This window comes from Pseudacidovorax sp. RU35E, from assembly GCF_900156165.1.
GTDB lineage: Bacteria > Pseudomonadota > Gammaproteobacteria > Burkholderiales > Burkholderiaceae_C > Xenophilus.
This window is the reverse complement of sequence record NZ_FTMY01000002.1, coordinates 219241-241098: the sequence shown is the minus strand read 5'-3', so window position 1 is coordinate 241098 and position 21858 is coordinate 219241. Positions and strand designations below refer to the sequence as shown.

Genomic DNA, 21858 nt, shown 5'->3' with positions numbered 1-21858 from the left:
ACTCCCCTCTCAGGCGCTGATCTTGCCGGACCAGTGGAAGACGCGCGGGTCCTGGCAGATCGGATGGTTCATGACCTGGACGAACTCGGCGTGGTCCGGATGCTTTGGATTGGTCAGGTCCCGCAGCGCGAAGTTCTTGTCGTGGAAGAGCTTGAACCAGGGCAGCATGGGACGCAGCTGCACGCGGTCGGCCTTGAAGCGCGTCAGCGACGTCTCGACGAAGGCGGGCACCTCGCGGAAGTTGGCCTGCTGGATCACCATCGTGATGATGAAGTTCTTGATGCGCCCGGCCTGTCGCAGCTCGCACAGGAAGTCCAGGCTGTCCATCGTGAAGTCGAGGTTGTCGAAGCCGCCCGCCAGCTCCTGGTAGGTGGCCCGCTCGTAGCTGTTGGGCGTCACGATCACCGTCAGCTGGTAGTCCTCCAGATGGCTGACCTTCTCCCAGTTGCGTTTGACGAGCACGCCATTGGTCTCGAGGGTGATCAGGCAGTTCTTGTCCGCGGGTTTGACCTTGGACAGCATGTTCATCATGTACGTGCTGGAGAACACGTCGCCGTTGCCGCTGGCTTCGAGGAACTTGGCGTTGCCCAGGTAGGGCAGCAGTTGCTCTTCCATGCGGGCCATCATGTCGCGGTAGCCCGGATCGGTCTTGAACAGTCCGTCCCTGCAACTCGGGCACGCATGGTTGCAGGTGTAGTCGTAGGCGATGTTGAAGTTGGTCGGCGGCTTGCCCAGCCGCGCGTCGACCTCCTTGCGGAAGTCCTCGGGCGACAGGTCGGGCAGGCTGTCGTTGCTGATGTAGGGACAGGAGGTGTCGCGGCAGTAGCGGAAGCTCTGGTCCTCGATGGAGTCGCGCAGGGCCTGCACGTCGGGGCCGTTCTGGATCTCGTCGACCGTCTGCTCGGACAAGATCCCGATCATGCGCTTGGACGCCCAGCCGCAGGAATAGGTCTTGCCGTTGTGGGTGATGTGGAAGTGGTCGTAGGGCCGGTTGCAGAAACGCATGGTTGTTCCTTCGGACGAGGCGGTGATGGGGTGATTGAGGGGGGCCGGCGGGATCGGGGCGAGCGATGGCCCTAGGGAATGAAGCGCGCGCCGGCACTGCCGAGTGCCGAATCGCCCACCAGGATGCGGCGCACCTGGCCGGCGATGCGGCGCATGTCGTCTTCGCCGTAGCGATGGTCGCAGGGCAGGCACAGCAGGCGGTCGAGCGTTTCCTTCTCGGCGCCCAGGCAGCCGGCGTAGCGCTCGTTGAGGGCCAATGGAAATGTCTGGCACACGATGCCGTCACGGTTGAGGGCCGTGATGACGAAGACCGCCGGCATTCCCCTGGGCACGAGCATCGGGAAGAAGGCGGGCGCGAAGTCCACGCCCTCCTGGCGTGGCCACAGCGCCCAGTCCTGCAGCCAATGCGTGAGCAGGCGCCAGTTGTCCTGGCTGCGCTGCACGAGCGCCGGAAGCGGCATGCGCGCGAGCATCTCCCGGCTCAGCCGGCTCATCGCGCCCGCGGGCAGCGGGTGCGCAAGGGCAAGTGCGCGGTCCTGGGCGGTGAGTGTGGCGCCGCTAGCGGGCGCTTCCAGCCGCTCGAGCATCAGCGCCCGGCGCTGCGCGGCCAGCCCGGCCGCGTCGGCAGGCGGTGGCTGCAGGGCGGCGACGCCCGGCCCGACCAGCAGGCCGCCATCCGGCACGCCGAGCACGTCGTGCGCGCTGTAGATGGCCACGTCGGCCTCGCTGGGCTGCCCGGGCCACAGGGCCTGCGAGCGGTCGTCGATCCAGAGAAAGCCCTGGCGCGCCACCAGCGCCTCGCGAAGCGGCCCACCCGGCGCGCGGCCGAGCCAGGACTGCGTCAGCACGGCGTCGCCCGGCTGCACGTGCGCCAGAAAGCCCGGGTCCGGCGCGAAGTCGCCGCCGACGGGATAGAACTGGTAGCCCAGCCAGAGTTGCTGCAGCTCGATCTCGACCTGCTTCGGGGTGATGGACGGCAACCACAGCCGGCGCACACGGCGGTCATGCAACCAAGCGGCCAGCGCCGCCAGCGGCGTTGCGAAGCCGGCATGCTCCTGCCCCTGCGTCCAGTGGGCCCACACGCTGTCGGCGCATTCGGGAATGCTGGTGATGCCCAGTTCCATGGCGCCGCCCAGATGCGGCAGCGCAGGCGCCTCGGCCTTCGGCGCCCTGGCGCTCCAGGGCGGCACGCGTTCCACCTCCTCAGGCAGCGCCATGCGCACCGCCTCGGCAAGCGCGGCGTTGTCCTTCACCACCTTCTCCCACCAGGGCCGGTGGTCGTCCAGTACGCGGCGCAGGCCGGCCAGGTCGCCGGTCTCCATGAAGTTGGCGATCATGCCCCGCACGGCCAGCAGCACCCGCTCCCGGATCTGCAGATGGAATCGGCCGGCGAAGAACTTGTCCATCTCCTCGTAGTGCAGGATCCAGCCGTAGCCTTCCTTCTGGAAGAACACGCCCTTGTCGACGTTCTGCAGCCACGAGTAGCCGGTGTCGTTGCGCCGCCAGACGCTCATGGCCTCGTCGAAGTATTTGATCTTGCCCTCGGCCGCGTGCAGCATCATGAGGGCGTGGTCGAACATCATCCACTTGCGGAACCAGGCCGGCAGACCCTCCCGGAAGCGCCAGCGCAAGACGAAGGAACTGGTCTGGAAGTAGTAGTTGGCGATGGCCTCGTCGGCATGGAAGATGCCCTGGCGCATGCGCTCGTCGCCCACGCTGCAGTCCTTGTAGACGTACTGCTTCGGCGCGTCGTCGCTGCGATGCTCGAAGCGCATCTCGACCTTGTGGCAGGCGACGGAGAAGTCCGGATTCGCCTCCAGGAAGCGCACCTGCTTCTCCAGCTTGTGCGGTGTGCTCCAGTAGTCGTCGCCTTCGCAAAAGGCGATGTACCGGCTGCGCACGTGCCCCAGACCATCGAGATAGTTGTTCGCTCCGCGTCCGTTGACCGGCTGCTGCAGGTAGTGCACCCGGGGATCCTGCGCGGCGAAGTCGCGCACGATCTGATCGGTGCCGTCGGTCGAGGCGTCGTCGCAGATCACCAGTTCGAAGGGAAAGCTGGTCTGCTGCGACAGGCAACTGCGGATGGCCTGCGCGATGTACGGCGCGTGGTTGTAGGTCACCATGAGGATGCTGACCAGCGGAAGCTCTTCATTCATGATGGCGTGGCAGGTTGGCGAGAGTCGACTCAAAGGCCCAGCAGGCCCGGTACGGCATCGACGTCGAACACGGCGATGCCGGCATGGCGCGCGGCATCGCGGCGCTCGGCGAACAGGTTGTCGATCAGGATGGCGTTGCGGTCGGTGATGAAGTCCACCTTGCGCTGCGCCGCGTCGAGATGATCGATGCGGTCGAACAAGGACTCGGGGATATGAAAGGCCCGCATGTGAGCGGCCAGGTCCCCGGCATGCTTGGTCAGGAGCACGAGCCGGCGACCCCGGTTGCGGCATTCGTAGAGGAACTGCATCAGCACCGCATTGACCTGGCCGTCGACGATGACGGTGTCGTCGTAGTCGACGTAGACCGTGTCGAATGTCAGGTCGGTCGCATAGCTGCTCTGCAGGCGCCGGCGCAGGGTGAGCGGCAGGTCGTTCCTCAGCACCTGCACGTCCATGCCCAGGGCATCGAAGACCGCCAGCAACGGGAGATTGACACCGAGCTGCCGGTACACGCTCATCGTGCCGGCGACGCGGCAGGACATCTCCAGCAGCTTGAGCCGGCCTCCCGCGTCCCTTTTGACCTGGAAGAACCAGAGGCCCCGTGGCCGGAAGCGCTCATTCAGCGCCTGGGCGATCTGCTGGGTCTGCGCATCGAGCGGCACGACCCGCGAGACGAAGGCGATGCCCATGCGGACCACGTCGCGCGAACGCGGTCCCGCAAAGCGAAGCTGGCCGTGCCGGTCCGAGAAGCAGTCGACGGTGAACTCCTCTCCCGGGAGGAATTCGGACACGACGAGGTCTGCGCCCGCGCTGCGCAGCCGGTCCAGTTCCGCGGGCGTCCCGACCCTCGCGGCGCCCACGCCGCCCTGGCCGCGGTTGGGCTTGGCGAAGACGGGCCACTCATCGACCGGGTCGGTCTCGCCGAAGACGCGGGGGCAGAAGGCTTCGCCGGCGAGGGCTTGGTAGAGCCGCCGCTTCTCGCGGCACACCTCGGCGCAGGCCAGGTCCGATCCCACCACGGTGGCGCGGATCTGCGCCGCATGGGCCGCCAGGTACAGGGCAACGTCGTCATGCGTCGGGAAGATCAGCGAAATGCCGGCCTGGGCCACGAAGGCGTTCAGGGCATCCAGGAAGCCTGGATCCGAGATCGGGGGCAGGTCGTCCTTGAGTCGCGGAAACAGCAGGTTGGCATAGCCCGGGCGGCTGGACGCGCCCCACACGCGCAGGCGGGTGGCATAGCGCAGGGCGTCGAACAGTTCGAAGGCGTTCTCGGCTTCGGCGGGAAACACGAGCACGCCCACCTTGGCGATGTCAGCGACGGCGCCGCCGGCGGCGACGGTGGACTCGGGGGCGCTCATGGGGTGGCGGTCGCCGAAGGACGTTGCTGTGCGGGCTCGCCCCTGCTGGCCGCCTGGACGGCGTCGATCAGGCGAGAAAGCTGATCCGCCGTGAGGCGCTGGTCGCAGGGCAGGAACAGGGTGTCGCGGGCCAGCGAGGCCTCGAAGGCAGGGACCGCTGCATCCGCGGCCACCTCCGGCCAATAGCAGGGCGTGTAGATGCGCTGCTCGCGCAGGGCCTCGCGCATGCCGGGCGCCACGGGGCCATAGGGGTAGCACAGCGGCGCCGCGTCGTCCGCAGGCGTCCAGTCGAAGCCGTTGCTCGGACCGAGCGCCTTTTGCAGCAGGGTGAAATGCCGGGTCCGCGCCTGACGGACGCGGTCGAAGTCGATTGCGGCCATGAGGCGGCGGGTGAGCGTGGACATGGCCAGCGGCGGCCCGTCGTCGTCGAGGCGCTCCTCGGCGCGCGTGAAGTCCGCGTGGCCCCGCTCGACGTCGCCCGCCAGGCGTTCGAGCAGGTGGCGGCAATGCTCCACCGAGCCGGTATCCCGCACGGCGGGCTCCTCCGCGAAAAGCGTCGTCACCATCTGGCCGCCATCGGGAATGCCGACGAACTTGCGCGGCGAGTAGATCGTGGCCAGGGCGGGCCCCGCCGGACTGAACAGCGCCTGGCTGTTGTCGACGACCACCCGGTGCGCACCGAAGCGCGCCACCGCATCGGTCACGGCCCGCTCGCACAGGCCGAAGTAGTTGACGCACAGCAGCCAGTCGCCGGCCTCGGGCGCCGCATCCAGCACATGCAGCCGCTCGTCCAGGCGATAGCGGCGGATGCCGACGCCCGCGCGCCGCGCGGCTCGGACCATGCTGTCGCACAGGTACCAGGGCAGCCACACGTTGGTGGGCCGACCCCGGACGAGCAGATCGAGGAAGGCCGCGCGGGCGCAGCGGTACTGCAGCGCGCGGGCATGCGGCACGCCCCGGCCGGGACCGAGCTCAAGTTCGAAGTAACCGCCGATGGCCGGCGCAAGGGGGTCTCTCATGGCGGATCGCAGGCCCCGGACGCCCTCGGCACGCGGGGGCGGGGTTCACGCCGACACTGCCCAGTGCCGATGTGGGGTCTGCGGCAGTATGGCACCCGGGGTTCGCCGTCATAGCGCCGAGTTCGCCGTCTTTCACCCGCCTGTTCATCGCTTTCGCGACGCAGCCGCCACCCCCCGCCCGCAGGGTCGGCGCCTGGAGCAAACGATGAAGCGGCCGGCGCGAGGGCCACGCCTGCCGCCCTCGCATCGCCTTACTTGAGCGCCTTGAAGCGCACGCGCTTGGGCTTGGCGCCCTCTTCGCCCAGGCGCTTCTTCTTGTCGGCCTCGTACTCCTGGTAGTTGCCGTTGTAGAACACCCATTGCGAATCGCCTTCCGCCGCCAGGATGTGGGTGGCGATGCGGTCCAGGAACCAGCGGTCGTGGCTGATGACGAGCACAGTGCCGGCGTATTCCAGCAGCGCGTCTTCCAGAGCGCGCAGCGTTTCCACGTCCAGGTCGTTCGACGGTTCGTCGAGCATGAGGACGTTGCCGCCCTGGATCAGCGTCTTGGCCAGGTGCAGACGGCCACGTTCACCGCCCGATAGGTTGCCGACCTTCTTCTGCTGATCCTGGCCGTTGAAGTTGAAGCGGCCCGCATAGGCCCGGCTGGCCATCTGGAACTTGCCGACGTTGATGATGTCGAGGCCGCCCGAGATGTCTTCCCAGACGGTCTTCTCGTTGGCCAGTTCGTCGCGATGCTGGTCGACGAAGGCCATCTTCACGGTCTGGCCGACGATGACTTCGCCGCTGTCGGGCTGCTCGCGGCCGGCGATCAGCTTGAACAGCGTGGACTTGCCTGCGCCATTGGGGCCGATGATGCCGACGATCGCGCCCGGCGGGATGCTGAAGCTCAGCTTGTCGATCAGCAGGCGGTCGCCGAAGCTCTTGCTGACGTCCTTGAATTCGAAGACCTGCTGGCCCAGCCGGTCAGCGACGGGAATGAAGATCTCGTTGGTCTCGTTGCGCTTTTGGTAGTCGACGTCGGACAGTTCCTCGAAGCGGGCCAGACGCGCCTTGCTCTTGGCCTGCCGAGCCTTGGGGTTCTGGCGCGACCACTCGAGTTCCTTCTTCAGCGCCTTGGCGTGGGCTTCCTCGCTCTTCTGCTCCTGCGCCAGGCGCTCGCCCTTCTGTTCGAGCCAGGTGCTGTAGTTGCCCTTGTACGGAATGCCGCGACCGCGGTCCAGTTCCAGGATCCATTCGGCGGCGTTGTCGAGGAAGTAGCGGTCGTGGGTGATGGCCACCACGGTGCCGCTGAACCGCTGCAGGAAGATCTCCAGCCACTCGACCGACTCGGCGTCCAGGTGGTTGGTGGGTTCGTCGAGCAGCAGCATGTCCGGCTTGGACAGCAGCAGCTGGCACAGCGCGACGCGGCGCTTCTCGCCGCCGGACAGCAGGCCGATCTTGGCGTCCCAGGGCGGCAGCCGCAGCGCGTCGGCGGCGATTTCGATCTGGTGTTCCGAATCGGTGCCGGCAGCGGCGATCACGGCCTCGAGCTGGCCCTGCTCAGCGGCCAGCGCGTCGAAATCCGCGTCCTCTTCGGCATAGGCCGCATAGATTTCCTCGAGGCGCTTCTTGGCGTTGTTCACTTCGCCCATGGCTTCCTCGATCGCCTCGCGCACGGTGTGCTCGGGATCGAGCTTGGGCTCCTGCTCGAGGTAGCCGATCGACAGGCCGGCCATCGGCAGGGCCTCGCCTTCGAACTCCTTGTCCACGCCGGCCATGATCTTCAGCAGTGAGGACTTGCCTGAGCCGTTGAGGCCGAGCACGCCGATCTTGGCGCCGGGAAAGAACGAGAGGGAGATGTCCTTCAAGATCTGCCGCTTGGGCGGCACGGTCTTGGAGACGCGATTCATGGTGTAGACGTACTGGGCCATGGCTTCTTGTCGGTGCGGGGTGGGGGAACGCGCTCGGATGAGGAGGGGCCCGGTGCCGGGCGAGCGCGAAAACCATCGATTATCCCTCCTCGACGCGGCCGACGGGCACGCAGGCCCGGAACTCGTGCCACAATCGGGACGTTGCCGGGCACAGTCACCCGCAACACGGCTCTTCGCCGGGGACGACGGATCCACATCCTTCCAGGCTCCCGCCTTTACTCCCTTTCCACCTCGACTGGCCCGGTTCGCGCCCAAGCAGCGCCATCGTGGCGGGTGGACGCAAGACGAACACCGCGCCGTGCATGGCGCCCGTAAGTAACTACCGAATGAACTTCGACGAACTGAAGCTGGCCCCGGCCATCCTCAAGGCCGTGCGCGAGCAGGGCTACGAAACCCCCACCCCCATCCAGGCCCAGGCCATTCCGGCCGTCCTCGAAGGCCATGACCTCCTCGCCGGCGCGCAGACCGGCACCGGCAAGACCGCCGCCTTCACCCTGCCCCTGCTGCACCGGCTCTCCAAGGGCGAAGGCAAGACCAACAAGTTCGGCAAGGACGGCATCGCCGCTCTGGTGCTGACGCCCACGCGTGAACTCGCCGCCCAGGTCGAGGAATCCGTGCGCACCTACGGCAAGTACCTGCCGCTGAGTTCCACCGTCATCTTCGGCGGCGTGGGCATGAACCCGCAGATCGACCGCATCAAGCGCGGCGTGGACATCCTGGTGGCCACGCCGGGCCGTCTGCTCGACCTGCAGCAGCAGGGCCACCTCGACCTGTCCACGGTCGAGATCCTGGTGCTGGACGAAGCCGACCGCATGCTCGACATGGGCTTCATCCACGATGTGAAGAAGGTGCTGGCCCTGGTGCCCAAGGACAAGCAGAGCCTGCTGTTCTCGGCCACCTTCAGCGACGACATCCGCGAGCTGGCCAACAGCCTGCTGCGCAATCCGCAGAGCATCCAGGTCACGCCGCGCAACACCACGGTGCAGCGCATCACCCAGGTGGTTCACCCCGTGGGCCGCGGCAAGAAGAAGCAACTGCTGGCCCACATCATCCAGCAGCACGACTGGAGCCAGGTGCTGGTGTTCACGCGCACCAAGTTCGGCGCCAACCATGTGGCCGAGTTCCTCGAGAAGAACGGCATCACGGCCATGGCGCTGCATGGCAACAAGAGCCAGAGCGCCCGCACGCAGGCGCTGGCCGGCTTCAAGAGCGGCGAGATCCGCGCGCTGGTCGCCACCGACATCGCGGCCCGCGGCATCGACATCGACGACCTGCCGCACGTGGTGAACTACGAGATCCCCAACGTGCCCGAGGACTACGTCCACCGCATCGGCCGCACCGGCCGCGCGGGCAAGGAAGGCCAGGCCGTGAGCCTGGTCTGCCTGGACGAGGAAGGCTTCATGCAGGAGATCGAGCGCTTCACCAAGCAGCAGATCCCGTCGGAGACGCTCGAAGGCTTCGGCCCCGATGAAGGCGAGATCGCAGAGCCCATCGCCATGGGTCGCCAGACCCTGTGGGGCGGTGCCGGCAAGCCCCCGAGCCGCGACGTGATGGCCGCCGCGGCCCGCGCCGCGCGCCAGGAGATGATGACCCGCATCCGCGAGAACAAGGCGGGCCAGGGCGAACGTGGCGGCCAGAAGAAGGCCGGCGGCGGCCAAGGTCAGGGCCAGGGCGGCCGTGGCCAGCAGCCGCAGCAGCAGCGCGCCGGCGGCCAGCCCTCGGGTGGCGGCAATGGCGGCCCGCGCCCGCCGCGGCAGAACAACGGTCCGAAGCGCCACCATGGCGGCGCGGGCGGCCACGGCGGTGGCAACGCGCCGGCGCATGCGCTGTACGAGGACCGCCCTGAACGGCAGCCCAAGCACTACGGCAACACGACCAGCCCGTCGCATGCCGACGTGGTGGCGCATCGCCGCGCCGAGGCCTACGGCGGCCCGTCGGGCCAGCCCGACCCGCTGCGCACCAGCGTCGAGGCCACTTTTGGCCGCGGGCGCCGCAACGGCGGTGGCGGTGGTGGTGGCGGCAACGCCGGGGGTGGTGGCGGGGGCAATCGCCGTCGTGGTGGTGGCGGCGGCTACTCGGGTGGCGGCGGTGGCGGCTACTCCGGTGGCGGCAAGCGCTACTGATCGAACCTGCCTGCGCAGGTGTGCCGGATCGCTCCGGCCCCTGACGAACCCAGCGGCCCACCGGGCCGCTTTTTCTTTGTCCATTCGATTGACGTCGCATCGCCATTTACATAGCATGATATGCAAATGGTTCACCGTGGAGACCCATGATCGAGGATGTCGTGAAGGAGCTGGGCCACCTCACGCTCGGCACACGCCTGAGGCGTACCGGCGAGCTCCTGCAGGCCCAGACGCAGGCCGTGCTCGAGAGCCATGGCTTCGACCAGCCGGCTGCGCACTTCCCGCTGCTCGCGGCCTTGGACCGGCTTGGCCCCTTGAGCGTGGGCGACTTGAGCCAGGCCGTGGGCGTGAGCCAGCCGGTGGTCACCCGCTCGCTCAAGGGGCTGGAGGACGATGGCCTGGTGCAGTCGGCCACCGGCGATGAGGATCGCCGCGTGCGGCGCGTGGCGCTGAGCCGCAAGGGCAAGGGCCTCGTGCGGCGCGCCCGGCGGGAGGCCTGGCCAGCCATCGAGGCCGCTGTCGCGCAGGCCTGCGCCCGCGCCCGGGGCGACCTGCTCGCGCAACTCGCTGCGCTCGAAGACGCACTGGCCCACCAACCCCTGCTGCATCGCATTCAGGCGCCCTGACCATGTCCATGCTCGACCGCCCGGTATGGGCCAGCCTGCACCATCAACCGCATTGGTGCATCGGCGATGCGCAAGCGCGGCGCTTTCGGCCCGACATCCACGGCTTTGCCGCCACGGCCGATGAAGCCTCGGACAGCTTGGCCGCGCTGGCCGGCCTCGTCGGCGCTGCGGGCGACAGCGTGTATCTGCTGCAGGTGCCGCCCATTGCCGTTCCTGAGGAACTTGAGGTGGTCAAGGCAGCCGACGGCGTCCAGATGGTGGCCACGCGCCGCCTGCAACCCGACGACGACGTGGTGGTGCTCGGCGATGGCGATGCCAACGAGATGCTCGCGTTGGCCACGCTGACCGAGCCCGGCCCCTTCTTCGCCCGCACGCACACGATGGGCCGCTTCATCGGCGTGCGCATCGATGGCCGGCTGGCGGCGATGGCAGGCGAGCGCATGCGTTTTCCGGGACATGTGGAGGTCAGTGGGGTCTGCACGCATCCGGACTTTCGCGGCCAGGGTCTGGCGTGGCGCCTGTCGGCGGCCGTGGCGGCCGACATCCAGCAGCGCGGCGACACGCCCTTCCTGCATGCGTGGACGGCGAACACCGCCGCCATCTCGCTCTACGAAGCCCTCGGCTTCGTCGTGCGCACGCGGGTCCATGTCGCGGTGCTTCGGCGCAAGGCCTGCTGAGGACCTGCGCGGCTCCGCAGCCCAAGGGCATCCGTCCACGTCCGGTGCGCATCCTTAGGCCAGTCTTAAGCGGCCCGGCAGAAGGCCGCGTCCGACTGGCATCGCCCGTGTCATCGGCCTAGAGTGGCTTCACGCTGCACACCGACACCGGCGGTCGTTCCTCCTCCGTGCCAGGCGCAACGCTTGCACAACCCAAGGAGAACCCACCATGACCTGGACCCGCGAGCAGATCCATGTGACCGCCGCCAGCTACCTCGGCTGGACGCTGGACGCCTTCGACTTCTTCCTGATGGTCTTCATCCTGAAGGACATCGCTGCCGAGTTCCATGCGCCGCTGCCTTCGGTGGCGCTGGCCATCACGCTCACGCTCGCGATGCGGCCGGTGGGTGCACTGATCTTCGGGCGGCTCGCCGACCGCTTCGGCCGCCGGCCGACCATGATGGCCAACATCCTTTGCTATGCCGTGCTGGAGTTGCTGTCGGGCTTCTCGCCCAACCTGGCGACGCTGATCGTGCTGCGGGCGCTCTTCGGCATCGCCATGGGCGGCGAATGGGGCGTGGGCTCGGCCCTGACCATGGAGACGGTGCCCGCGCGCTCGCGCGGTTTCGTGTCGGGGCTGCTGCAGGCCGGCTATCCCACGGGCTTCCTGCTGGCCTCGCTGGTGTTCGGCCTGTTCTATTCGCACATCGGCTGGCGCGGCATGTTCTTCGTCGGCATCCTGCCGGCGCTGCTGGTGATCTACATGCGTTCGCACGTCCCGGAATCGCCCGCATGGAAGCAGATGGCCAGCCAGCCGCGGCCCAGCCTGCTGGCCGGCCTGCGCCAGCAGTGGAAGCTTGCGCTGTATGCGGTGGTGCTGATGACCGCCTTCAACTTCTTCTCGCACGGCACGCAGGACCTCTACCCCACATTCCTGCGCGTGCAGCACGGCTTCGATGCGCACACCGTGTCGATGGTGACCATCGTGCTGAACATCGGCGCCATCGTGGGCGGCCTGGCCTGCGGCACGCTGTCGGAGCGCATCGGCCGGCGCTGGACCATCTTCGGCGCCGCCCTCTTCGCGCTGCCCGTGCTGCCGCTATGGGCCTATTCGCACTCGGCCGTAGCCCTGGCCGCGGGCGCCTTCCTGATGCAGTTGAGCGTGCAGGGCGCCTGGGGCGTGATCCCGGTGCACCTCAACGAGATCTCGCCGCCCGCACTGCGCGCGACCTTCCCGGGTCTGGTCTACCAGTTGGGCAACCTGCTGGCCTCGGTCAACGCCACGATGCAGGCCTCGCTCGCCACATCCCGCGGCAACGACTATGCCTTCGCCATGGCCGTGGTGGCCGGCACGGTGGCGGTCGCCATCGCCGGACTGATCCTGTTCAGCCGCGAGCAACGCGGCGTGGACATGGGCGCGCAGCCGCCGCGCGTCCCGAAGGGCGGCGGCCAGCCGGCGTTCGCGCACCGCTGAGCTGACTTGGCGCCCGTCGCGCCACTCCCGCGGACGGCCGGGATGAGGAACGGCGCCAGGTCTCGAGTCGGCAACGCAGGCCGCAGCGATCCCCCGCGGCCCGCGCGAAGCAGGCGCCACAATCGGCGCCTGCTTCCTTCAGGAAGGGCGCTGCCCGTCCTTCGTCACCGCTGACCCATGACCCACGACGCCCTCACCGACTTCCAAAGCCCCGCCGTTCGCCAGTTGCGCGACGACCTCGCCCTGGCGCTGCGCGCCGCCGCGCATCACGGCCTCGGCGAAGGTGTCTGCAACCACTTCAGCGTGATGCTGCCCGGCGAGCCGGCGCGCTACCTCATCAACCCCCGCGGCCTGCACTGGAGCGAAGTCGGCCCGGACGACATCGTGATGATCGACGTGCAGGGCCAGGTGCTGGCGGGCCGCCATCGCGTGGAGCCCACGGCCCTGTTCATCCACGGCGCCATCCATCGGCTGACCGGCCATGCAGTGGTCATGCATGTGCACGCACCCTATGCCACCGCCCTCACGCTCACCGCCGACCGCGCGCTCGACCCGACGCTGAGCCAGAACGCGATGCGCTACATGGACCGCATCGCCATCGATCCGCACTACAACGGGCTCGCCCTGGACGACGCCGAAGGCGAGCGTATCGCCCGCACCATGGCCGCCGACCAGGGCAAGGACGTCGCCTTCCTGGCCAACCATGGCGTGATCGTGGCGGGCGCCACGGTGGCCCATGCCTACGACGACCTCTACTACCTGGAGCGTGCATGCCTGCATCAGGTCCTGGCCCAGAGCACCGGCCGGCCGCTGGCGCCGGTCGCACCGGAGATCGCCGCGCGCGTGGCGGCCCAGGTACAGGGTGAGCGAGAGCAGTCGGACCTGTTCTTTGAGGCGCTGCGTCGGCTGCTGCCAGCGCCGCAAGCCGTCACAGCCTGAAACGCTTGTCGCAATCGGCCCTGCTTCGTTTCAACGCGGCACCCAATTGCTCACAACTTCTTTCCGTCCTTTTTGCCGCGCTTACATGGCGTTGACAGGGGGCTGCCACCATTGCCTCATCCAACAACCGACAGGAAGCAAGGAGTCGTGATGAACAAGTTGACCATGGCCTTCTCGGCAGGGGCGCTGGCACTGGCCGGACTCGCCGTCCCGGCCCTCGCCCAAGCCGGTGGCCCGACGATCCAGGCCCAGGTGTATCTGGGTGCGCCGCCGCCACCCCCAGCGTACGTGGCGGTGCCCGCGCCGGTGTACTACCCGCCGCCGCCCCCGCGCTATCACGGCCCGCCGCCCCGTTACTACGGGCCGCCGCCGCATCACTTCCACCGGCCGCCGCACCACCGGGGTGGCTGGCGTGACAGCGATCGGGACGGCGTACCCAACCGCTACGACCGCCGTCCCCACAACCCTTACCGCTACTGATCGCTCAGCGATCCGACCGAAGCGCCACCCCAGCCAGGGTGGCGTTTTCGCGTGCGGGCCAGCGCGGCCAACCCACGCGGCCGAACCAGGCCCCGCCCGCAATGCTCCACGCGATGACCAGCCCATAAACCACCAGCGCCGCCGCCTGGGCCGCGAACACCTGGGCCAGCGTGCCGCCCGATGCGACCACGACCAGCCCGCCGACGCCCGCCACCAGCAGGCGAAGCAGGTTGCCCAACACTGGCCACATCAGCCGCCCTGCCCCCTGCGAGGCGAAATACAGCACGAGGCCCACGCCGAAGAAGCCATAGAAGGGACCTACGGCGCGCAGATACGACGTGCCGGCCTCCAGCATCGCCGGGTCGTGGCCGAACAGCCGCAGCCAGGCCAGCGGCCAGAGGGCGGCGGCCACGCCGATCACCGTCGTCATGCCAAAGGCCAGGGCCGCGCCGATGGCCGCCGCGCGCAGTGCGCGCTCCGGGCGACCGGCGCCCATGCTTGTGCCCACCATCGCTACCAGCGGCGCGCCCAGGCCGAAGACCAGCGGCACCAGCAGGTACTCTAGTCGGGCACCGGTGCCATAGCCGGCGATGGCGCCTGCGCCCCAGTGGCCCGCCAGTCCGGTGGCGATGCCGATGCTGAGGTTGGTCGCTGCAGTCGACACCGCGCCCAGCAGGCCCACGCGCAGCACGCCGCGCATGAGCGGCCAGCTCAATTGCGCCTGCGACCATGCCGGTTGCAGCAGACTGCGGCGGGAACGCAGGTACAGCGCCAGCGCCACCGTGCCGCCCAGGTAGTACAGCAGCAGCGCGATGGCCCCACCCGCGATGCCCAGCGGCGGAATGGGGCCCCAGCCGGAAATGAGCATCGGCGACAGCGGCACGGCCACCACCACGCCCACGATGGTCACCATCGCCGGCAGCGCCATGTTGCCCGTGCCGCGCACCACGGCGGCCAGTGAATTGAAGAGCCACACCAGGACCGCACCGCCGAAGACCCAGTGCGAGTAGGTCAGCGCCGCGGCCAGCACCGGGCCCTCCCCCCCCATGCGCGCATACAGCCAGCCACCCGCGAGCCACATGACCACTGTGCAGGCGACGCCGAAGCCCAGGGCGATGGCCACCGCCTGCCACACCAGCCGGTGTGCGTCGTCGCGCCGCCCTGCGCCCAGGGCCCGAGCGATGGCCGACGCGATGCCGCCGCCCATCGCGCCGGCCGAGCTCATCTGCATCAGCATCACCAGCGGAAAGACCAGCGCCATGCCGGCCAGCGCATCGGTGCCGAGCCTGCCGACGAAGTAGGTCTCGACCAGGCCGATGGCCGCCTGCGCGAACATCACGGCGATGTTGGGCACGGCCAGGCGCAGCAGCGTGGGCGTAATGGGCGCCTCCAGCAGCATGCGGGTGCGCGGGTCGAGCCGGGGAGTCGATGAGGTCATGGCGAGGTCCTGGAAGCGGGCATGCGGCGGCGGCACCGCATCGCTGCGGCCGCCGCGGGGTGGAGGAATGCGAAGAAAGTGGGGGCTCAGGCCGGCGCCATGGCGCGCGCGGGTGGCGACTCGCGGATCGGCAGATTGACCAGCGCGGCGCCGACGGCGAGCACGATGTCGATCCACCACATGAGGTCGTAGCTGCCGGTGCGCTCGAACACCCAGCCGCCCATCCACGCACCCAGGAAGCCGCCGATCTGGTGCGACAGCATCACCAGGCCGAAGAGCATGGCCATGTTGGCGGGCCCGAACATCTTGGCGACCAGCCCCGCCGTCGGCGGCACGGTGGAGAGAAAGCTCACGCCCATCACCGCCGCGAAGATCAGCATCACAGCCACCGTCTTGGGCGCCAGCAGGAAGACCAGCACCGCCACTGCCCGCGTCGCATACACCAGCGACAGCAGCGACTTCATGCGCCAGCGCCCCACGGCCCAGCCCATGGCCAGGCTGCCGACGATGTTGAAGAGGCCGATCACCGCCAGCGACCAGCCGCCCACCGCCGGCGGCAGTCCGCACGCCGCCACCACGCTGGGCAGGTGGGTGGCCAGGAAGGCCACGTGGAAGCCGCAGACGAGGAAGCCCGCGGCCAGGTAGCGGTAGCTGGGGGTGGCCAGCGCCTGGCCGATGGCCTCGCGCACCGTCAGGGCGCGGGGCCCGCCGGCCGCCGCCTGCTGCGCCACCAGCGCGCGTGAATTGCCGCGCAGCACCCAGGCCGCCGGCAGGGCCAGCAGCACCAGCACGCCCAGCCACTGCATCGACGCGGCCCAGCCCAACGCCGCCGTCAGACCGATGGCCACCGGCGCCAGCGCGAACTGGCCGAAGGAGCCGCCGGCATTGACCACCCCCGTGGCCAGCCCGCGCCGAGCCGGCGGCACCAGCCGCATGGTCGCGCCCATCATGACCGAGGGCCCCGCCATGCCTGCCCCACCCGCGGCCAACACGCCCACGGCCAGGATCAGCCCCAGCGTGCTCGTCATGTACGGCGTGATGAAGGTGCCGATGGCCACCAGCACCACACCCAGCAGCACCGTGCGCGCCGTGCCCACGCGGTCGGCCAGCGCGCCGGCGAATGGCTGCGTCAGGCCCCACCACAGCTGGCCGAAGGCGAAGGCCAGGCTGATGCTGCCCAGCCCCAGGTGCGTGGCGGTGTTGAGCGAGGGCAGGTACAGGCCCATGGTCTGGCGCACACCCATCGTCAGCGCGAAGGTGCCGGCCGCAGCCAGCAACACCAGCCACAGGGCGGGCACTCGCACCGCGCCAGCGGCCCGGGTGGAATCACTCATGCTCTTCTCCTTCATCGGCATCGCTGTCCTCGTTGGCGCGCAGCAGGTCGATGGCCTCGTCGAGCAGCGCATGCAGTGCCAGCACCCGGTCCAGGCCCAGCAGATCGTTCAACCGTTCCTGCGCGGCGCGCCAGCGGCGCTGCGCCTCGGCCCGCTTGTCGCGGCCGGCATCGGTGATGTGCAGCAGCCGGCTGCGTGCGTCGGGGCCCTCGGCCTGCTCGACCCAGCCGGCTGCCAGCAGGGGCTGCAGGTTGCGCGTGAGCGTCGAGGCCGTGAGGCCCATCGCACGCGCCAGGTCGACCGGCCGCAGCGGCCCCAGCTTGAGCACATGCGACAGCAGCGAGTACTGCGTGGTCTTGAGACCGACCTGCGCCAGCTCGGCGTCGTACAGGCGCGAAACGCGCCGCCCCAACTGGCGCAGCTTGAAGTTGGTGCAGCCCTGCGGTTTGACGGTGGTGCTCATGGTCTATGATTGTAGCTGCAACTATTGCATATGCAATCAAAGGAGATGCGATGAGCGACAGCACCCACGAACTGCAGCGCTGGCTGGACGACGAGGCCACGGTCCGCGCCCGCATGGATGCCGGTGCCGGTCCCGGCGTGGCAAGGCCCGAACAGGTGATGGGCCGCAGCGGCCTGGAAGTGATGCAGGCCATGCTGGCAGGCGAGCTGCCCTATGCCGAGATCGCCCGCACGCTGGACTTCGTGCTGATCGAGGCCGAGGCCGGCCGGGCCGTCTTCCAGGGCCAGCCCCAGGTGCGGCACCTGAACCCGCTGGGAACCGTGCACGGCGGCTGGTTCGCCACCTTGCTCGACTCGGCCCTGGGCTGCGCCGTGCACACCAGCCTGCCGGCCAGCCGCAGCTACACGACGGCGGAACTGGGCATCAACATGGTCCGCGCCATCACGCCGCAGGTCTCGCGCGTGCGCGCCATCGGCCAGGTGATCCACTGCGGCCGGCAGCTGGCCACGGCCGAGGCGCGGCTGGTGGGGCCCGACGGCACGCTCTACGCGCACGCCACGACCACCTGTCTGGTGTTCGACCTGCGTCCGCGCTGAGCCTCACGCCGGAGCAACCCGACGTTCCATCCAGGTTTGATGACGATGCCGCAGGCCGGCGTTGATAATGCTTCTCAGCCCGCAAGCACAACAACGACGAGAAGCGCGGCGCCCGCCGGCCAGCCCGGCCTGACCTGTTCGAAGAATCTGGAGTCGGAATCCCAATGAAAGCATCTACCGCGCCCCGTGGCGCCTGGGCGCGCCGAGCCGTGCTCGCCAGCCTCATCGGCACCGCAGCCGTCGCTGCGCAGGCCCAGGGCGAAGTCACCGTCTACACCACCCGCGAGCCCGGGCTGATCCAGCCGCTGCTGGCCGCCTTCACCCAGCAGACGCAGATCCAGGTGAAGACCGTGTTCGTCAAGGACGGCCTGGTCGAGCGGGTCAAGGCCGAAGGCCAGCGCTCGCCCGCCGATGTGCTGATGACGGTGGACGTGGGCAACCTGCTGGACCTGGTGGAAGCCGGCACCACCCAGCCGGTGCAATCGGCCGCGCTGAATGCCGCCATTCCGGCCAACCTGCGCGGCAGCGACGGCCAGTGGTACGCCCTGTCGATGCGTGCCCGCGTGCTGTATGCGGACAAGGGCCTGAAGCTGCCCACCTTCCGCTACGAGGACCTGGCCGACGCCAAGTGGAAGGGCAAGGTCTGCATCCGCGCCGGCCAGCATCCCTACAACACGGCCCTGGTGGCGGCCATGATCGCCCACCATGGCGAGGCCAAGACCGAGCAGTGGCTCAGCGGCGTCAAGGCCAACCTCGCGCGCAAGCCCACCGGCGGCGACCGCGACGTGGCGCGCGACATCCTGGGCGGCATCTGCGACGTGGGCCTGGCCAATTCCTATTACGTCGGCCACATGAAGGCCTCGAAGGAAGGCAGCGACGCCCGCAAGTGGGGCGACGGCATCCAGGTGGTCAGGCCCGTCTTCGGCGGCGCGCAGCCGGGCGGCACGCACGTCAACATCAGCGGCGCAGCCGTCGCCAAGCATGCGCCGCAGAAGGCCAACGCGGTCAAGCTGCTGGAGTTCCTGGTCTCGGAGCCGGCCCAGGTCATGTACGCCCAGGCCAACTACGAGTACCCGGTCCGCAAGGGCGTGGCGCTCGACCCGCTGATCGGCCAGACCATCGGCGAGGTGAAGGTCGACCCGCTGCCGCTGACCGAGATCGCCAAGCACCGCAAGCAGGCCAGCCTGCTGGTGGACAAGGTTGGCTTCGACAAGTAAGCCGCTGCGCTTCGTGCCGTTCATGAGCCGCCCCGCGGGCCTGCGTCCCGTCGGGCGGCTTTGGCATGCGGCCACGGTCGCCATCGCGCTGGGTGTGCTGGCGCCGGTGCTCAGCCTCGCCTGGCTGGCCCTGGGCGCCGACCTGACGCACTGGACGCACCTGGCCACCCATGTCCTGCCCGAGGCCGCGCTCAACACGGCCCTGCTGCTGGCGGGCGTGGGTGCCCTCACGCTGATCGTGGGCACCGGCTGCGCCTGGCTGGTGGCCACCACGGATTTCCCGGGTCGACGCTGGCTGCAGTGGGCACTGCTGCTGCCGCTGGCCATGCCGACCTACATCGTGGCCTTCGCCTATCTCGACCTGCTGCATCCGCTCGGGCCAGTGCAGGGCGCCATCCGTTGGATGCTGGGCTACGACAGCCCGCGGCAGTTCCGCCTGCCCGACCTGCGCTCCCTGGGTGGTGCCGTCTTCGTGCTGGGCATGGTGCTGTATCCCTATGTCTACATGACGGCGCGGGCCATGTTCGTGACCCAGCCCGCGCACCTGATGGAGGCCGCGCGCCTGCTCGGCGAAGGCCGCTGGGGCGCCTTCCGGCGCGTTGCGCTGCCGCTGGCCCGGCCGGCCCTAGCGGTGGGCCTGAGCCTGGCCTTGCTGGAGACGCTCAACGACATCGGCGCCTCGGAATTCCTGGGCGTCAATACGCTCACCGTGGCGGTCTACACCACCTGGATCACCCGCTCCGACCTGGCCGGCGCCGCGCAGATCGCCTGCGCCATGCTGGCGATGGTGGTCGCGCTGGTGCTGCTGGAGCGCCACGGCCGCCGGCACCAGCGCTTCGGCTCGGCGCAGCGCATGCGCGCGGTGACGCCCCGGCGCCTGCAGGGGCCGGCCGCCCTGGGCGCCACGCTGGCCGCGCTGCTGCCGGTGCTGATCGGCTTCGCGGCACCGGCCGCCTACCTGGTGTGGGAAACCATCAAGCGCCTGCGGCTGGGCGGCGGCGTCTCGTCTGCGCTGATCGGCAGCCTGGGCAACACGCTGGCGGTGGCGCTGGGCGTGACGGTGCTGGCCGTGGCTGCCGGTCTGGTGGTGGCCTGGGCCACGCGCCAGCCGCCCGGCGCACTGACGCCGCGCCGCTGGCCGGCCCGCGCCGCAAGCCTCGGCTATGCGCTGCCCGGGACGGTGCTGGCCATCGGCCTGCTGACGCCGGCGCTCGCGGCCGATGCCGGCATCGCCACCCTGCTCGGCCTGCCTGGCCTGCCACTGATGAGCCTGGGCGTGGTGCTGGTGGTGGCCTGCACGATTCGCTTCCTGGCCATGCCGGTGGGCGGCATCGAGGCCGGGCTGTCGCGCATTCCCGCCTCGCTCGAACAGGCCTCGCGCCTGCTGGGCGAAAGCGCGCTGGGCACGCTACGCCGCGTGCACCTGCCCCTGCTGCGCCCTGCCCTGTCGGCCGGCGCGCTGCTGGTCTTCGTGGACGCCATGAAGGAGCTGCCCGCCACGCTGCTGCTTCGCCCCGCCGACTTCGACACCCTGGCCACCTGGCTTTATGCCGAGGCCGCCCGCGGCACCTACGAGGAAGGCGCCATCGCCGCCCTTCTGATCGTGCTGGCCGGCCTGCTGCCCGTGGCGCTGCTGGCCCGCACGCCCGTCAGCGGCGGCGCGGTGCAAGCCGACGACATCACGCCCCATCCATGACGACCGCTGCCGCCCTGCACATCGACCACCTTCGCCTCGGCTACGACACGCCACGGGGCCTGCACACCGTGGTGGACGGCTTCTCGCTCACGCTGGAAGGCGGCCACATCGGTTGCCTGCTCGGTCCCTCGGGCTGCGGCAAGACCACCGTGCTGCGCGCCGTGGCCGGCTTCGAGCCGGTTCGCGGCGGGCACATCCGCCTGGGTGACCAGCTGCTATCGGCACCCGGCGTGCACCTGGCGCCCGAGCGGCGGCAGGTGGGCATGGTGTTCCAGGAATATGCGCTCTTTCCGCACCTCACGGCGGCGCAGAACGTAGCCTTCGGCCTGCGGAAGCAGCGGCGGCCTGCGCAGGATGCGCGCGTGCGCGAACTGCTGGGCGTGGTGGGCCTGGCCGAGGCGGCCGGCCGCTATCCGCACGAACTGTCGGGCGGCCAGCAGCAGCGCATCGCCCTGGCACGCGCACTGGCGCCCGCGCCCGCGCTATTGCTCATGGACGAGCCCTTCTCCAACCTCGACGGCGCCACCCGCCAGCACCTGACGGTGCAGGTGCGCGACATCCTGCGCGCCGCGGGGCAGACGGCCATCCTGGTCACGCACCACGAGGCCGAGGCCCACACCATGGCCGACCGCATCGGCGTGATGCACAACGGCCGGTTGGCGCAGTGGCGGGAGATGGCGCGGCCCGCCTGAGCGCCGGCGGCGACAGCGGGCTTTTGCCGCGAGCCGCGACGAGGAATCGCCCACACGGGAAAATCCGCGGTTTCGTTCCCTCACCCCACGACACCATGCGACTGCTGCACACCATGCTGCGCGTTGGCAACCTCCAGCGCTCCATCGACTTCTACACCCAGGTGCTCGGCATGAACCTGCTGCGCACCAGCGAGAACCCCGAATACAAGTACAGCCTGGCCTTCCTCGGCTTCGGCAACGGCAACCCCGAGCAGGCCGAAATCGAGCTGACCTACAACTGGGGCACCGAAAGCTACGAGATGGGCACCGCCTACGGCCACATCGCCCTGGGCGTCCCCGACGCCTACGCGGCCTGCGACAAGATCAAGGCAGCGGGCGGCAACGTCACGCGCGAGCCGGGCCCGGTGAAGGGTGGCACGACGGTCATTGCCTTCGTGACGGATCCGGATGGGTACAAGATCGAACTGATCCAGCGCAAAGACGACGCCGGCATCGGCCAGGGCCTGCGCTGAGTCGACAGCGGCAGGCAGGAACGGCGACGACCGCGTTGGGGTTCGGCGGCCCACGGCGTGTCGCGCCAGCGCCGGCCGCCTGTCGGTTGCAGGCCCTCGGTCACAGTCGCGCTTCACATTCCGTGGCAAGGCGGCAATCCCCCTGCGCTTCTGACTTAATG

The 21858-nt window shown here is 69.3% G+C and carries 19 protein-coding genes; 11 read left to right on the top strand and 8 right to left on the bottom strand.

The genetic code is table 11. The annotated features are described in order from the left end of the window. Positions 1-9 precede the first annotated feature (9 nt). The 5 genes from BXA03_RS03975 to ettA all read right to left on the bottom strand — a co-directional run bounded on the left by BXA03_RS03975 (position 10) and on the right by ettA (position 7451). The gene (locus BXA03_RS03975; RefSeq protein ID WP_076504073.1) at positions 10-1005 is read right to left on the bottom strand and encodes an SPASM domain-containing protein; all 996 of its coding nucleotides are present in this window, start codon (positions 1003-1005) and stop codon (positions 10-12) included. Positions 1006-1076: 71 nt separating this feature from the next. Beyond that, complete coding sequence (locus tag BXA03_RS03970; protein WP_076504070.1) at positions 1077-3161, bottom strand: glycosyltransferase family 2 protein; 2085 nt, start codon at positions 3159-3161, stop codon at positions 1077-1079. A gap of 29 nt (positions 3162-3190) precedes the next feature. Next, on the bottom strand, positions 3191-4519 hold the full coding sequence (locus BXA03_RS26825; RefSeq protein WP_076504067.1) for an ATP-grasp domain-containing protein: 1329 nt from the start codon (positions 4517-4519) through the stop codon (positions 3191-3193). Then, positions 4516-5538, bottom strand: a complete 1023-nt coding sequence (locus tag BXA03_RS03960; RefSeq protein ID WP_076504065.1) for a hypothetical protein — start codon at positions 5536-5538, stop codon at positions 4516-4518. Before BXA03_RS03960 ends, BXA03_RS26825 begins: the two co-directional genes overlap by 4 nt. Positions 5539-5789: 251 nt before the next feature. Further along, positions 5790-7451: an energy-dependent translational throttle protein EttA gene (gene ettA / locus BXA03_RS03955; RefSeq protein ID WP_076504062.1), complete on the bottom strand. Its 1662-nt coding sequence runs from the start codon at positions 7449-7451 to the stop codon at positions 5790-5792. Between the two features lie 326 nt (positions 7452-7777). On the opposite strand from ettA, the gene BXA03_RS03950 reads away from it, so the two are divergent. The 6 genes from BXA03_RS03950 to BXA03_RS03925 all read left to right on the top strand — a co-directional run bounded on the left by BXA03_RS03950 (position 7778) and on the right by BXA03_RS03925 (position 13749). Further along, a complete protein-coding gene (locus BXA03_RS03950) occupies positions 7778-9574 on the top strand; it encodes a DEAD/DEAH box helicase (RefSeq protein ID WP_076504060.1) in 1797 nt (598 codons plus the stop codon). A gap of 146 nt (positions 9575-9720) precedes the next feature. Continuing rightward, positions 9721-10200, top strand: a complete 480-nt coding sequence (locus tag BXA03_RS03945; RefSeq protein ID WP_076504057.1) for a MarR family winged helix-turn-helix transcriptional regulator — start codon at positions 9721-9723, stop codon at positions 10198-10200. Positions 10201-10202: 2 nt separating this feature from the next. Then, positions 10203-10877, top strand: coding sequence for a GNAT family N-acetyltransferase (locus tag BXA03_RS03940; RefSeq protein ID WP_076504055.1), 675 nt, complete (start codon positions 10203-10205; stop codon positions 10875-10877). A 208-nt stretch (positions 10878-11085) separates the two neighbouring features. Beyond that, positions 11086-12330 carry an MFS transporter gene (locus BXA03_RS03935; RefSeq protein WP_076504053.1) on the top strand — a complete coding sequence of 415 codons (1245 nt, stop codon included), beginning with the start codon at positions 11086-11088 and terminating at the stop codon, positions 12328-12330. Positions 12331-12507: 177 nt separating this feature from the next. After that, the gene (locus BXA03_RS03930; RefSeq protein ID WP_076504051.1) at positions 12508-13269 is read left to right on the top strand and encodes an aldolase; all 762 of its coding nucleotides are present in this window, start codon (positions 12508-12510) and stop codon (positions 13267-13269) included. A 150-nt stretch (positions 13270-13419) separates the two neighbouring features. Next, the gene (locus BXA03_RS03925) at positions 13420-13749 is read left to right on the top strand and encodes a hypothetical protein (RefSeq protein ID WP_076504049.1); all 330 of its coding nucleotides are present in this window, start codon (positions 13420-13422) and stop codon (positions 13747-13749) included. Positions 13750-13753: 4 nt separating this feature from the next. Here the strand turns inward: BXA03_RS03925 and BXA03_RS03920 are convergent, their stop codons facing one another. From BXA03_RS03920 to BXA03_RS03910, 3 genes are all read right to left on the bottom strand, one after another. Then, positions 13754-15187, bottom strand: coding sequence for an MATE family efflux transporter (locus BXA03_RS03920; protein ID WP_076504047.1), 1434 nt, complete (start codon positions 15185-15187; stop codon positions 13754-13756). Between the two features lie 86 nt (positions 15188-15273). Then, positions 15274-16521 (bottom strand): MFS transporter, encoded by a 1248-nt coding sequence (locus tag BXA03_RS03915; RefSeq protein ID WP_076504045.1) that lies wholly within the window; start codon positions 16519-16521, stop codon positions 15274-15276. Beyond that, on the bottom strand, positions 16514-16984 hold the full coding sequence (locus tag BXA03_RS03910) for a MarR family winged helix-turn-helix transcriptional regulator (RefSeq protein WP_076504033.1): 471 nt from the start codon (positions 16982-16984) through the stop codon (positions 16514-16516). The genes BXA03_RS03915 and BXA03_RS03910 overlap by 8 nt, the downstream gene beginning before the upstream one ends. 50 nt (positions 16985-17034) lie before the next feature. Here BXA03_RS03910 and BXA03_RS03905 point away from each other — a divergent pair, with 50 nt between their 5' ends. The 5 genes from BXA03_RS03905 (at position 17035) to gloA (ending at position 21697) form a co-directional block, all read left to right on the top strand. Beyond that, entirely contained in the window at positions 17035-17580 is a 546-nt protein-coding gene (locus BXA03_RS03905; RefSeq protein WP_083715867.1) for a PaaI family thioesterase, read from the top strand. 164 nt (positions 17581-17744) lie between these two features. Continuing rightward, on the top strand, positions 17745-18797 hold the full coding sequence (locus tag BXA03_RS03900) for a Fe(3+) ABC transporter substrate-binding protein (protein WP_076504029.1): 1053 nt from the start codon (positions 17745-17747) through the stop codon (positions 18795-18797). A 22-nt stretch (positions 18798-18819) separates the two neighbouring features. Beyond that, positions 18820-20493 (top strand): ABC transporter permease, encoded by a 1674-nt coding sequence (locus BXA03_RS03895; protein ID WP_076504026.1) that lies wholly within the window; start codon positions 18820-18822, stop codon positions 20491-20493. Further along, on the top strand, positions 20490-21185 hold the full coding sequence (locus tag BXA03_RS03890) for an ABC transporter ATP-binding protein (RefSeq protein ID WP_076504023.1): 696 nt from the start codon (positions 20490-20492) through the stop codon (positions 21183-21185). Before BXA03_RS03895 ends, BXA03_RS03890 begins: the two co-directional genes overlap by 4 nt. 95 nt (positions 21186-21280) lie before the next feature. Further along, the gene (gene gloA / locus BXA03_RS03885) at positions 21281-21697 is read left to right on the top strand and encodes a lactoylglutathione lyase (RefSeq protein WP_076504020.1); all 417 of its coding nucleotides are present in this window, start codon (positions 21281-21283) and stop codon (positions 21695-21697) included. Positions 21698-21858: the final 161 nt, after the last annotated feature.

What these genes read in the sequence shown, in the direction of transcription:
- BXA03_RS03925 (WP_076504049.1), top strand. Translation starts at nt 13,420, where the DNA reads ATGAACAAGTTGACCATGGCCTTCTCGGCAGGGGCGCTGGCACTGGCC.
- BXA03_RS03940 (WP_076504055.1), top strand. Translation starts at nt 10,203, where the DNA reads ATGTCCATGCTCGACCGCCCGGTATGGGCCAGCCTGCACCATCAACCG.
- ettA (WP_076504062.1), bottom strand. Translation starts at nt 7,451, where the DNA reads ATGGCCCAGTACGTCTACACCATGAATCGCGTCTCCAAGACCGTGCCG.
- BXA03_RS03950 (WP_076504060.1), top strand. Translation starts at nt 7,778, where the DNA reads ATGAACTTCGACGAACTGAAGCTGGCCCCGGCCATCCTCAAGGCCGTG.
- gloA (WP_076504020.1), top strand. Translation starts at nt 21,281, where the DNA reads ATGCGACTGCTGCACACCATGCTGCGCGTTGGCAACCTCCAGCGCTCC.
- BXA03_RS03975 (WP_076504073.1), bottom strand. Translation starts at nt 1,005, where the DNA reads ATGCGTTTCTGCAACCGGCCCTACGACCACTTCCACATCACCCACAAC.
- BXA03_RS03930 (WP_076504051.1), top strand. Translation starts at nt 12,508, where the DNA reads ATGACCCACGACGCCCTCACCGACTTCCAAAGCCCCGCCGTTCGCCAG.
- BXA03_RS03910 (WP_076504033.1), bottom strand. Translation starts at nt 16,984, where the DNA reads ATGAGCACCACCGTCAAACCGCAGGGCTGCACCAACTTCAAGCTGCGC.
- BXA03_RS03960 (WP_076504065.1), bottom strand. Translation starts at nt 5,538, where the DNA reads ATGAGAGACCCCCTTGCGCCGGCCATCGGCGGTTACTTCGAACTTGAG.
- BXA03_RS03935 (WP_076504053.1), top strand. Translation starts at nt 11,086, where the DNA reads ATGACCTGGACCCGCGAGCAGATCCATGTGACCGCCGCCAGCTACCTC.
- BXA03_RS03970 (WP_076504070.1), bottom strand. Translation starts at nt 3,161, where the DNA reads ATGAATGAAGAGCTTCCGCTGGTCAGCATCCTCATGGTGACCTACAAC.
- BXA03_RS03920 (WP_076504047.1), bottom strand. Translation starts at nt 15,187, where the DNA reads ATGACCTCATCGACTCCCCGGCTCGACCCGCGCACCCGCATGCTGCTG.
- BXA03_RS03895 (WP_076504026.1), top strand. Translation starts at nt 18,820, where the DNA reads ATGAGCCGCCCCGCGGGCCTGCGTCCCGTCGGGCGGCTTTGGCATGCG.
- BXA03_RS03890 (WP_076504023.1), top strand. Translation starts at nt 20,490, where the DNA reads ATGACGACCGCTGCCGCCCTGCACATCGACCACCTTCGCCTCGGCTAC.
- BXA03_RS03900 (WP_076504029.1), top strand. Translation starts at nt 17,745, where the DNA reads ATGAAAGCATCTACCGCGCCCCGTGGCGCCTGGGCGCGCCGAGCCGTG.
- BXA03_RS26825 (WP_076504067.1), bottom strand. Translation starts at nt 4,519, where the DNA reads ATGAGCGCCCCCGAGTCCACCGTCGCCGCCGGCGGCGCCGTCGCTGAC.
- BXA03_RS03905 (WP_083715867.1), top strand. Translation starts at nt 17,035, where the DNA reads ATGAGCGACAGCACCCACGAACTGCAGCGCTGGCTGGACGACGAGGCC.
- BXA03_RS03915 (WP_076504045.1), bottom strand. Translation starts at nt 16,521, where the DNA reads ATGAGTGATTCCACCCGGGCCGCTGGCGCGGTGCGAGTGCCCGCCCTG.
- BXA03_RS03945 (WP_076504057.1), top strand. Translation starts at nt 9,721, where the DNA reads ATGATCGAGGATGTCGTGAAGGAGCTGGGCCACCTCACGCTCGGCACA.